Below are 12196 nucleotides of genomic sequence, written 5' to 3'. Positions count from 1 at the left end.
GTACAGGAGCTTGCCCTCGTCGATTGAGGCCTTGGAAAAATAGATGCTCGCGTCTGTGATCGAGCGGGTGCCGTGGATCCCCCAGGCGAGATCCTCGGGCAGATCCTTCGGATTGGTGCCCTCGATGAGCACCAACGTGTCACGGTAGTTGATAACCGACGGCCGCTGGTTAGCCAGGAGGAAGGACCGGAAAAAGGTCGCACCGTGCGCGCGGCCGATGCGCTTCTCYGTCTTCGACGGGAGGACAACTGGATGCTTCATTGGTCGATCAGAGAGTGAGGGGACGAATGGCGAGCGGCAGCGCGGATCCGCGGGGCGCAGCGCTACGCGAGGCGCCAGGAACGCGGCCGCGCCGGTTGTACTGCGTGCCGGGCACAGGCATCGGAGCGCGCCGCTCGAAATCGCCGCCGCGAACCTGGTGAACAAGCGTCGACACACGTTCCAGCGTCTCGCGCGGGTGCGGCATCGACATCACCTTGCGCAGTAGGAGCGCGATGACCATGCGCGAGCCGCCTTCGGACTTGTCCATCCAACGGTATGCGGTCGACGACGAGCGGTCCAGCGCAGCGGTAAAGCGAACCGAATAGTGCGTCTCTGCGAAAGCGCGGTCCTCTTTGGTCGTGCCGAACTTGTCGATCAGGGAACCGTACATCACCTTGAAGACTTCGTCCGCGCTGTAGCCACGCCACGGAGCGGGCGAAGGGCTCAACTCGTACAGGCGGGCGAGCAGCTCCACGTCGAATGGCACGACGCGCGACGAGCGAAGCAGCACCGTGAAGGCGAAGCGGTTCTGCAGGCCAAGCGCCGAGGCGAACTCCGAGGAGTTCAGGCCGAAGCGCTTGCTCAGCACATCCAGGTCGCGGCCGGTGAAAGGCCGATCCGTCCAAGGCTTCAGGAGCTCCGTGTGCTCGAGCTCCATCTCCTTCTTGATCGTGGGCAGGCCCGGGCGCTTCGGGCGGCCGCGGGTCGCCTTCGCCGCTGCCTTGGCCTCCTTGCGGGCCAGCCGTTCGGCGAGCTTGTCCGCCTCGCGTTTCTTCTTCTTCTCTTCGCGCGCCAGCAGGCGAGCTTTCCGCTCGTTCTGCTTCTGGAGGAGCCGATCAGCCCGCAGCTTTGCCTTTTCCTGTTCCTTCTGCTCGCGCGCCTGCTGGCGTGCCAACAGCTGCTTCTCGGACAAGACGCGAGGCTTGCTCACGCGCTTTGCCGGAGCTGCGGCCTTGGGCGTCTTCGGCTTGACCACGGCCTTCGCGCTGGCGCGCGGCTTCACGGTGGTCTTTGCAGGGGTCTTCTTAGCCGCGGGGGCGCTCTTGTTCATGCTCATTATTTGAAATCAGTGATGCCTTCAGGCTGGCGATTCGCTCCGGGCTCGGGCCCTCGGCTGCAATCTCGACGTCCGGATCGACCTCGATGGCCATCTCCAGGCGCTCCGCAGGGATTGGAGCAGCAGGCTCCTGCGGCGCTACCCGATCAAGCCTGGCGGGCCAGTCGGGCAGCGCGTCGCCTACCTTCGCTCGATTCGCGATGTCGACGACGTCCAGGCCCTGCTGCTTGAGCGTCAGTAGGTAGTTCTCGATCTTGCCTCGAAGCTCGGTCGCGCTCTGAGCCTGTGCGCTGCGCTCGGCGTGGAGGCGACGGATCTCAGTGCCCTGCAACCCGCCGGCATCGGAACTGGCGAGAACTTGGACAAGCAACTGTTCGGCGGGTTTGTCGCCCACCGCAGCCAAGGCGACCAGCTGAGCCTGAATCTGTTGGTCGAGGGCTCGCGTTTGAGCTTCGGAAACCACAACCTTGGAAACGTGGTCCTTGAGCAGCGAAACCGCCATGGTGATGACAGTCTCTTTAGGATCCATCTTCTCAAGATCCGGATGCTTCTCGGCGATCTCCTCCACCATACCCTGGACCGTGTCTGCGCCCACCGGGAGCTTGGCGCCGGCGTATGACGCCGGAAATCCGAAGCGGCCTTTTAGCTTCACATGCGATGGTCCACCTTCGTCGGCTGACGACGGCACCCTGTCGTCATCGTCATGCCCACTGGCGGTTTCGGTTTCATTGCCACCCCCGGCAGGCCGCTCGGGTGCGGCCGGCGAGGACATGATGCTGTTGCGATCAAGGATCGCTGACTTCGGATCCTGTGAATCCGATTGGGTCGAACCGTCCGACGATCCGTCTCCGGGGATGGCCCGGAACGGGCGGGTAATCCAGCTGAAGAAGTTCAGCAGCATGTCGATGAGAGACTGCACAGCGGTTGTCGACCCGCGCCAGAGCTTCTCCGCCGTCTCCCGGATCACGCGTGCTGCATCCTCGAGCGCGATCCAACTGGGCTTTGGTACCGCGCCGTGCACCAAATCCGTCTGGCCGACGCGCGCCTCGCCGCCGGCAGCTGCCGCGACGGGACTCAATTCGAACGATGGATTCGATGTGATCATGGCGAATGGAATTAGTCCAGTCCAGGGACCGAATCAAGGTTAGACCCGGCCTCGTCCAATTTTCCACGAAATAAGTGCCACACAAACGAATATATGCCACCACGCCAAGGAATGGCAACGGGGTTTCTTTCCGTTTCGCCAGGAAGCGACAGAACTCAAGCACAATTCAGACCAGTCCTACATAACTTCACCGAGGCTGGCCAAGAACTCGTCGATGCTCTGCTCCTTGCCATCGGCGGCCAGCTCATCATCCTCGACCGGCGTCACCTGCGCGGCGACGATGCGCTCGGTGATCTGGGCCGCAGCCACGGGGTCTGGTCCGCCAAGGGCTGCCTCGACCGAAATCACCAGGTCCCGGGTGCGATCGTCGAACCCGATCGCGTCGGGCCCCACCTTCTTGAGTGTCGTTTCCGCGCCTGCCAAGGCATTCGAGATCCACCCCTGGTTTTGACCCAGCGTGGCCGAGGCTGTCACCTTTGGTGGTACTGCCTCTTCAGCGGCGCCATTATGCGTGTGATCGGCGGCCTTTCCGCTCGAGGCCGAATTATTTTGTTCGTGCACGACTGTCCCGGTGGACAACATCGCCGCGATCGTCGCCTTCACGGCCGACGACAGAATATCCGGAGCGAAAATGTCCGAGGCGGCCACCAGCGGCTCGCCCGGCGAGTTCGGGCGCGACTTCGGCGGGGCATTGGCGGCTTCTCCGTCGAGGTCGGCAAACAGGGCCGCGGGATCGACGGGTGTCGATGTCGGTGCAACCAGCGGCTGCACGGGGTCCGCCGGGCCCATGGCACCGTCGATGAACGCATCCACATCAAGGGCGACAGGCTGCGCGCGCGCCGGAGCTGGCGCGGCCACCGGCGGCGCAACCTTCGCGGGGTCGCCCGAGAAGGCCGGCGCCGCAGGTGCAGCGGGGGGCGCGCGGCGCGTTGGCGAAGTAACCTCCTCCACGGGCCGACGTTCGAAAATCGCATCGTCGAGGAAGGCGAAGGGATCGTCGCTCACCTCAGATGGTGCTGGCGGGGGCGCCGCCGCTGCAGAAGACTCGCCTCCGTCCGCCGGCGGGAAGGCCAAGGGCGCCGCGGGTGCGACCGCCGGCCTGGTGAACGATGCAAACTCGCCCGATGACGGAAGGCCGACGCTCTCGTCTGGATCACTTGATGCCGCCGCCTGGCCAGCAGGCACACCGTAGCCAGGTTGAGCGGTGTTGCCTATCCCTGATTGCGTGTGCGGCCCGTCACCACCCCCGAGCGAGCCACCTGCGCCTGCTCCGCCGCCGATGATGCCCAGATCCTCTGCAGCCCGGCGCGCAGCGACGTRGAGCGCCGCGCCGCGCTCGGCGCCAGTGATGTTCGCCGGCAGCCCCTGAGCGACCATCGAGACCCGTCCGATCAGCATGTCGTCTTCGACCTGCAGGTTCGGGCTCGTCTTATAGGTCAGCATTTCGATGAGCCGGAGTCCACGCGACACCTTGTCGTCCAGCGCTTCAGCCTTGATCGCGTTCGCTTCGACCTCTGCCATCGACACGGGACGCACCTGAAGGAACCGGTTCAGCCGGAACGCCTTCATCTTGTACTTGTCGAGGTAGTCGCCAACATAGAACCCGGCGATCCCGAAGGTCTTGCCACGCGTGTTGATCAGGCCCTGGCCGGTCTTCATGCTCTGCATGTCGTCGATCGTCACGCGTTCGACTGTCTCGACCGACACCGCCTTGTCGCGGCGGAAGCCGCCGGAGTTGAGCTCGTACTGGTTGTAGACCGCGACGCGCGCTTTGCCCACGTAGTCGGAGATCAGCTTCTGCGTCTTCTGCGCGTCGTCGATACGCATGAAGTACTTCGCGACCGCATTGGCCAGCATGGCGCCGGCTTCCGCGGCCCGGCTGCCCTCGGTGAGCTTCTCGATGTCTTGGGCTGCCGCGATCATCGACATGCCAAGGGAGCGCGCCTGCGCGAACATCACCGCGATGCCGTCAGAAAAGTAGTAGCCGAGTTCATCGAGTGCGACCAGGAACGGATAGTTCGCCTCGGTGGCCTTCGAATCGAGCACCATCGAGCGATCGCCTTCGATGTCGGCACCGAGGTTCCGACCCATCATCACGCGCAAGCACGCGATGGCCAGCTTGCCCAGGTTCTCCGCTTCGGAGGCCGACTTCTCCAGCGACGGGATCATCATCACCAGCACTCGGTTGTTGAGCGCCACGTCGACCATATCAATCTCGGAGTACTTCGCGCGGAAGATGTGGCCGTAGGTCTTGTCCAGCAGGTTCAGCGCCGGCATGAGCTGACCGATGCGGTAGCCGTGCTGGTCATAGGTCGCCTGGTCCTGCTCGGTCTTCTGGGCGGGCTTGCCGGCCGCCGCAGTCGGCGCACCACGACCGCCCATACCGCGATCGCTCGGCAGACCGGTGCGGCTTGCGGAGTTCGGATCGGGCGGCAGGTTGTACTTGGCGATGACGCGATCGACCATGAAGCCCGGGCATCCGCCGGACTCGCAATAGCTCTTGATGCCCACGAAGCCGTAGGACCATTCCCCGGTGGCGATGTATTCCTTGTAGCCTTCCGCGTAGAGCTCCTCGACCTTGGGAAGACCCATGTAGTCGATGTACGTGCCCACCGAGATCTCGAACTCTTGAGTGTCGCGCTTGTAGCAGAGCGCGGCCACCAGCGATCGCCAGAAGTTCAGCGCCTTCTCCTGCCAGCTCCTGCCCTCCCCTTCCGCCTTCGGCAGGAGGTTGGCGCCCATCTGGATCTGCGTGTCGGCGTCGGAATCCGAGAACGTGTTGATCATGTTCGTGCGCCGGCGACGCGACGCGCGGATCTTCTCGGGCGAGCTGCCGCCGATCAGGAAGTTGAGCGCGAGGAAGTCATCGTCGGCGCCCATCATCCGGCACATGGCCATCAGATCCAGCGGCATCTTGTTGTCCGCCTTGCCGTCCGCCAGGAAGAAGCCGGAGCCCCAGCACAGAGCGTTGTAGAACATGCCCTTGAGGGTCTCGGACTTACCGGAGCCGGTGGAGCCCAGGATCAAGAAGTGGGTGCGCAGGTCCGAGTCGGCCATCCACACTTCGCGGAAGTTCTCGTACGGGTTGGTGGAACGCACGTGGCCGACGTACATCATCCCGTCGCCCTCCTTGCCCTTCTCGTCGACGCCATCCGGTGGATAGCGCAGAGGCAGGATCACCCGATAGCTCAGGTGCGTGAAGAAGAGGAAGAGGAACGCCACCACCCAGATGAGCCAGAGCGGCTTGATGGCAATCATTGCCAGTAGCACGGCGCCGGCATTGATGGCAAGGAACGACGGATTGGAGAGCTTCTCAGCGTACTTCTCGCCCCACGAGCGGACGTCCGCAATGTTGCGAGAGAGCTTTACTTCCTGGTGCTGTTCGATGAGCGCCATTTGAGGTCCGATTCAGCGCACGGGCGCTGGACATATGAATTTGGGATGGAGCTGCCAAGAGGCACGGGCCGGATCAGGCCTTGGCGCCCACGGCGCCGGATTCGTCGGCTTTGTCCGCCCGCGAGACGAACTCGAAGCCCGCCACCTGCAGGCCCAGCACGGACGGGGGCGTGTCCTGCAACATCTGCGTGATCTGAAGCGCTACACCCAGCGGCCCGACCATCCCCACGCGGACCATGGCAGCAGCTTGCTCGTCGCTACCCTTGAGGATGTCCGCTGCGATGTTGCAGAGGACATCGTCCGCGTCCTCCAGCGCCTTCGGGTCCGCAGTGCCAGGGCCTGACTTCTGGCGGTGGAACGGATGGGCGATCCAGTTGCGCGTGCGCGCCAGCAAGGCGCCGGCCTGCAGTGGGCCGGCCCCGTGGGCCTTCTCGACGTCCACGATGGCGGCCATGACCGCGCCCATCACCCCGCGCACGAAATGCTCACGCATGACGTTGTTCGTCGCCGTGTGCACCGCGACCGCGGACACCGCGTTGTCGGGTGCAGCAATCTCCACGATCAGCGAGACGATCGACAGAGTCTCGCGCGAGCCCAGCGCCTCGAGCACGCCCTCGACACGCCGCGGGTTGACCTTGGGCAGAAGCGCTCCACTCGACCAGGCCTTTGCTGCCGCGCGCAGGCCGTCGTCGAATGCGGCTACGCAATCGGCCACCGCCGGCGACAGCTCGGACGGCACGTCGTCTTGCGGGGGCTGCTCCGGCGCCGCCGGTCGACGATTCACCAATGCGCGCATGCGCGCGAGGAGGCCACTGAAGGGGGATGCTGACATGCGTGGGTCAAATGGCGAGAATTGGGACGGAGTGCGCCGATCAATGAGCGTCAGCCTTCAGGCCACCGTTGGCCACAAGCCACTTGTTGATGTCGTCTAGCGAGCCGGAGCCCGCGATCACCTTGCCGGTCGCCGACACGAGGGTCGGGGTGCCGGAAAAGTTCAGTGCCACGAAGGCACCATTCGCCTTCAATGCCTTGTCGGCCGCGCCAGCGCAAGCACCGTCGCTCACCGCATCGCCCACGGGCTCGTAACCACCGATTGCCGCCGACCAGGCCGACACGGTGTCCTTGGCGCACAGCACGCGCTTGACGGCCTCTTCCGAGCCGACCTTGAACGACACGGGCACGATCACCGGAACGAAGCGCGGGTCAACCTGCGACAGCTTCGGCTCGAGGTCCTTGCACGATGGGCAGTTCGGATCGCTGAAGATGACGAAGGGTTGGCCCGACTGGCGCATCTGGATGCCCATCTCGCGGGTCGCGTTCGCGACGACCTGCATTTCCGTGGCCGACAGGGACTCTCCGAGCGTGCGATCGCGCAGCTCGGGCGGACCCTCAGTGCCCGCAGCCGAGGCAGCACTCACCGACGCCGTCCCGTAGTGTGAACCTGGCGCGAGGTTGCCGGAGCTTCGCGCCCTCCACTGCGAGCACATAGTCACAAGAAGCACGACGCCCATGAACATCAGGAACGCCCGAGACAGTTTGCCAGCGCTGCGCAGCAACGCGTGCGGCGTGTTCACTTGGGCGATCAGACGCTCGGCGGCGCGCCCGAGGATGCTCGGCTTCGAAGACGCAGCGCCTGGCGCCATCCGTGTCGGCCCCACGAACTGGCCGACGATCGCCCGATAGGTCACCAGGTCTCGAAGCGCCTCGGTCTCAGCATCGACCTCAGACGACCAGACGAGCGACTCGTTGAAGTGCAGCTCAAGCTGGGAGACCGGACCATTCCACCAGATTTTCCAGACTTCGCCAGGTCGGATCGCGGTCCAGATAGCTGCATGCGCAGTGCCGCGCGCTGCGACATGAGGCTCGCCGAGAGTAACGAAGCTGAAGGGCACCCCGACCAAGGAGAGAGTCGGGACTGGGCTGGAGGCGATGGGCTCTGCTTGTTTTTCGTTCATTTGTTCGTCGGGTAAAGATTCAGAAATCGAGACCGCCAGCTGCCGCGCCACCCGAGCGCCAGCGCCGCCGGCCGCGGCCGCCAGTGCCGCGAAATCCGCCATGGATTCGCCCGTGCCCATCAGGGACTCGGCGCCGTCGCGGGCCTTGCTGTTGAATCGACGGGCTGACTCGTCTCGTTCCGCGCGGGCTTCGTCATCGAAACGGGTGTCGGCGTTCGCGGCATGCAGGGCTTCCGCCGGCGGCAGGGGCGGAGCCTGCAGCTTTACGTTGTTCGCGCGGCGCCAGATCTGGCCTTCGGCCCACCATTTGTCTTCGTCATCGTCGGTGCCGTTGACGTGGTGGTTCCAGGCTTCGACCATTGCCTCCTCGGCCGGCTGCACCACGATCTGCGGATGCCCCTGGGGACTGATCGGTACCAGCCCGGCCTTGGCGGCCTTGCGCTCGAAGTCGAATTGGCACCAGACCGCCGCCGATTCGGTGTGCGGCACCTTCCGCAGCGCCGTGTTCAGCACGTAGAAGAGGATTCGGTCCTGGGGCTTGAGCCAGATCCACTGCCGGTGGGTGACCTTCCCTTGGCGCTTCGCCATGAAGAACAGCGCGTACAGGTAGGTGTACTCCCAGTGGTGGACGGCGAAGAGGTTCGAGGCCCGCTCGTGCGTGCGGTACTTGTCGAAGATCCACTGCGCGACTGTCAGGTTGGGAAGTCCTTCCGGATGGTTCGTGCACGAGTAGTTGAGCTCGTTCATCGCGCGCTCGTAGTCCTTCTTGCCGTCCTTGCCGCCGAAAGCGTGCGCGACCAGGAGCGCGTACATGACCTTGCCGGCCGGGCTCATGCGATCCGGATAGACCACCTCCTTGCCGCGATCGTGGAGGATCGAGACGAGTTGGATGCCCAGCATGTGGCTCTTGAGCCGGTTCGTGCCCTTGATCAGTTTCGGCTCGCCCTGGAAATACTGGCGGATCTGGTCGAGGTTGACCTTGTTGTCCGTCAGCATCGGCTTGCCGTTGATCTTGTGTTTCATGAGCACCTCCTCAGGCCACACCTGACGGCGCCACTTGGGAAGCTTGTCCATGATGAGCTGCGAGCCCAGGTGCATCACAGGCACGACGCCCGAGAAGCGACGCGACAGGATCTGGGTCAGCGCCTCCGGGTTCGGCTTGCGCGCGAGATTGTTCGCGCGGCGTGTGAAGGTCCACGCGACCGTGCCAGCCATTGCGAGCCCGGTCAGAGCGACCAGGGGGAGCAGCGCCAGATCGGCGAAGCGCAGGAAATCGATCAGCGCCACGTCCTTGGGCCGGGCGCGGAACGCGTCGTGAAGGTAGCTGACGCGCCCCCACGCTTCCCCACCGCCGGGGACCAGGTCGTAGAGCCAACCGAAGGCCTTGAAGACGGGTGACCAGTAGTAGACGATCCGGTTGGAGCCCGTGAACCAGAGCGCTCCTCCCAGGATCAGGACCACCAGCCCCATGCCGAGCAGCATCTGGATGGCCTGGCTCTCCGCATTGGCGGCGTTCGAGGTCGCGCCATTTCCTTTGGCCATCAGAAGGCTCCTCGCTGCAGGATGCCGATCTGTGCATCCCACACCTTGGCGACGTACTGACGCTGCAGGTCGGCGGAATTGGGGGAGTGGTACCGGGCTGCCGCGCACCACAAGTCACCATTGCACTGGGTGGTGCGCGATTCCTTGCGAAGAATGTACGACTGCGCCATCAGTGCCTGGCAGTTGTCTTTCAGAAGACGCTCCGGAGCGATGCCGTAGTTCTTCAGCAGGTACGGTGCCCACCACTGCGTGTTGATCTGTGAGATGCCCAGATCGCACCCCCCGCCGGCGTTCTTGCAGTTCACGGCCTGCTTACCTTGCGACTCTCGCTTGACGATCGCGAGGAGCAGCATCGCGGGAACACTGTAGCGGTCAGCGGCGGCCTGGACGCAATGAGCCGGCAGCTGGTCGGGCAGGGACACCTTGACTTGGCTGGTCTGGGCCGGCTGACCCATCCCGAGCGACCCGGCCAGGACGGTGATCAGCAGAAAATCCATCGGAAGAAGTCAGGCTGGACGAGGAACGTCTTGAAGTTGATCAGGGAGCGCTTCGTGTACTGGAACTCGACCAGGCCCCAGCGGAAAGTGGTGGCGGCACCGACGGCCAGGACCATGAGGCTCGTGGGGATCAGGATGAACGCGATCCACATCGGCACGACGAAGATCATGAAGCAGACCAGCACGAACGAAAGCAAAGTCATGACGATCGAGCCGAACTTCGCGCGGCGCGCGGCGCTGATCTGTCTCTTGTGGTGCGCTGGATTCCAGTCCATCACGCCGTAGAGAAACTCGAACCGCTCCGATGGATCGGATGGCATGTCATGTTCCGTGCCATCCTTGAGGATCACGGTCTTGATCGGGAGCTTCGATTCGGCAAGCAGGCGCTGACGCGTCTTGCGCGCGGCCGCCCAGGCCTCCCCAATGTTTTGCCTGGACTTGCCGAACTGGCGGAGCGCCAGGCCGACGCCCCTGGGCACAAATGCCGTGTTCGCCGCCTTGGCCGCACGGCGCAACTTGCCTCGCGGCTGCTCGTTGTCGTCAGGCGCGTCCATTTCCTCAGCTTCCATTCGAAGATGTCGCGCCGCTCTGGTTGTCCATCTCGAGAGCAAGTCGGAATCGCTCGAGCGGGCCAGGTTGGTACAGAGAGTTGTAGCCCACGGCCCGCACCATTGCGGTCGTGTAGCGCGTCACCTTCGGCATGAGGCGCCCGACGATCGGGGCGTTCTCGTCGAACCACTGGATTACAACGCGCAGATGCGCGCCGTGGAGCTTCGACACCAGCTCGCGATCGACCGCGTGCGCATGCCGAGCGATCACCAGCGGCGGCGTCGCATTGAGCCACTTCAAGAGCTTGTCCGAGCACTCTTTCTGCTGCGCATCGGTGAGCGGCCCGCGCTGCCGCGTGACGTCGTCCCCGAACACAACGCGCGCAAGCTTGCTGTCGAAGGTGCCCTTCGGCATGGTTGTGAACGTTGAATTCATCGGCGGGATCTCTGAAAGTCGTGGTAGAGGAGCATGTCCACCCGTAGAGGCTGCCTATTGCGACAGCAACCCAGCCCATGCCGCACGGGCAAAGGATTGGGCGCAATTCGGGGAGCACTTTTCCCCAGCCGCTGTGGACAACTGGCCGCGGCCTTCGCTAGCAGTTAGATGGCATAGGCGCGGCATGCAGGCGTTCAGGCTGCGTGGACCCGCAAGGCCTCGGCCGTGTCTGCCGATTCGTCTGCTTCGCCGTCGACGACCGCGGGGACCAGCGCAATGGTCGGGCGGGGAGCGGCGACAGGGGCGACCGGGGCGACCGGGGCGAAGGGGGCGGTGAATGCCTGGGGAGCGGGAGCGGCTGTCTGTGTCACAACTACCTCTTCGGCGACCTCCGGAACGAACGCGGCGGCGGCGGCGGCGGCATGGATCGTGTACGGGGCACTTGCGCGGGCAGCTGCACGGAAGTCGCGTGCCGCGTTGCGGGTTTGCTCGATGGCGGCGCGGCGCTCCTGGGCACGGTTGAGTTCCTTGCTGAGCAGCGTCTCGATGCGCGTGTTCACGTCGGACTCCGAGAGCATGCCCATCTGGGCGCTCATGAAGCCGCCACGCTCGTATTTCATGCATCCAGCGGCAACCGTCACTTCGCTTGCGGTGACGCGCGAGGTCCCGTGTACGACGAGGATCGCAGCGAGGATCTCGCCTTCGGGCGCATCGACGATGCCGTGGATCTCCAGGTGCGCCGCAAAGATCGAGCCGATCACGATGCCGGAATCGGCGATCACGACCTTGCCACCGTGGAAGACGTTGCCCACGACACACCCTTCGATGAGTAGGTCCTGACCCTCACGGATGCTGATGTCGCCCATGAGGTTGGATTCGACTCCGATCACGGTCCGGGTGGCCTCGCCCTTCGACAGGAAAGCCGGAATGCTTGCCGTGTCGTTCGGATGCGAATTGCTGCTGCTGTTCATGCTAAAAACACTCATTGAATTTATTTACACCGTACTATGATATCGGTGCGGACGACAAAAGGTCAACGTTAAGCCGCACCTTCTACACGCAAGTGAGGCGCAATCGATACGGCCCCGCTGCGACGATCAACCGACCTGGCCGGATCAGATGGACAGTTCCACAGCCCCCTCACGCCCTTCTCTAAACCGAACTTTGGTAATCGCCGAGACGTAAGTGCGCGCCCTGCTTGAGCTTTTGGTTCGCAGGGAGAGCGGCTACTGGGTACAGGCGGGATTCAAGCCGAGCAGCTTGAAGGCCTTGGCCTGAAGCGGCGTGGGCCGCGTGGTGGTGACGATCTTGGCCTCGGGGTTGAGGTGGGTGTGGGTGATGTTGTAGGCCAGGGTGGAGAGGTCCTGCAGCAGGGTCTTGAAGCTGTGCAAGGGTGAGC

At 64.0% G+C, this 12196-nt stretch carries 10 protein-coding genes; all 10 read right to left on the bottom strand.

Annotation, left to right across the window (positions count from 1 at the left end; all coding sequences use genetic code 11):
* Nucleotides 1-261: hypothetical protein (locus AC1DY5_RS22865; protein WP_478115037.1), on the bottom strand; the 261-nt coding region annotated here is incomplete at its 3' end.
* A gap of 7 nt (nt 262-268) precedes the next feature.
* Nucleotides 269-1312, bottom strand: a complete 1044-nt coding sequence (locus tag AC1DY5_RS22860; protein ID WP_478115035.1) for a hypothetical protein — start codon at nt 1310-1312, stop codon at nt 269-271.
* Nucleotides 1287-2423 (bottom strand): hypothetical protein, encoded by a 1137-nt coding sequence (locus tag AC1DY5_RS22855; RefSeq protein ID WP_478115033.1) that lies wholly within the window; start codon nt 2421-2423, stop codon nt 1287-1289. Before AC1DY5_RS22855 ends, AC1DY5_RS22860 begins: the two co-directional genes overlap by 26 nt.
* A 177-nt stretch (nt 2424-2600) precedes the next feature.
* Nucleotides 2601-5450, bottom strand: coding sequence for a TraM recognition domain-containing protein (locus tag AC1DY5_RS22850; protein WP_478115031.1), 2850 nt, complete (start codon nt 5448-5450; stop codon nt 2601-2603).
* Between the two features lie 442 nt (nt 5451-5892).
* Nucleotides 5893-6651 (bottom strand): hypothetical protein, encoded by a 759-nt coding sequence (locus tag AC1DY5_RS22845; RefSeq protein ID WP_478115029.1) that lies wholly within the window; start codon nt 6649-6651, stop codon nt 5893-5895.
* Nucleotides 6652-6691: 40 nt separating this feature from the next.
* Complete coding sequence (locus AC1DY5_RS22840) at nt 6692-9316, bottom strand: secretion/conjugation apparatus DotM-related subunit (RefSeq protein WP_478115028.1); 2625 nt, start codon at nt 9314-9316, stop codon at nt 6692-6694.
* Nucleotides 9316-9813, bottom strand: a complete 498-nt coding sequence (locus AC1DY5_RS22835; RefSeq protein WP_478115026.1) for a lytic transglycosylase domain-containing protein — start codon at nt 9811-9813, stop codon at nt 9316-9318. The genes AC1DY5_RS22840 and AC1DY5_RS22835 overlap by 1 nt, the downstream gene beginning before the upstream one ends.
* Complete coding sequence (locus tag AC1DY5_RS22830) at nt 9798-10367, bottom strand: hypothetical protein (protein WP_478115024.1); 570 nt, start codon at nt 10365-10367, stop codon at nt 9798-9800. Before AC1DY5_RS22830 ends, AC1DY5_RS22835 begins: the two co-directional genes overlap by 16 nt.
* A 4-nt stretch (nt 10368-10371) precedes the next feature.
* Entirely contained in the window at nt 10372-10797 is a 426-nt protein-coding gene (locus AC1DY5_RS22825) for a hypothetical protein (RefSeq protein ID WP_478115022.1), read from the bottom strand.
* 194 nt (nt 10798-10991) lie between these two features.
* Nucleotides 10992-11768: a bactofilin family protein gene (locus AC1DY5_RS22820; RefSeq protein ID WP_478115020.1), complete on the bottom strand. Its 777-nt coding sequence runs from the start codon at nt 11766-11768 to the stop codon at nt 10992-10994.
* Nucleotides 11769-12196 lie beyond the last annotated feature (428 nt).

Source organism: Variovorax sp. P4_D9 (genome assembly GCF_056401695.1).
The sequence above is the reverse complement of the archived record's forward strand: the minus strand, read 5'-3'. Positions and strand labels throughout refer to the sequence as shown.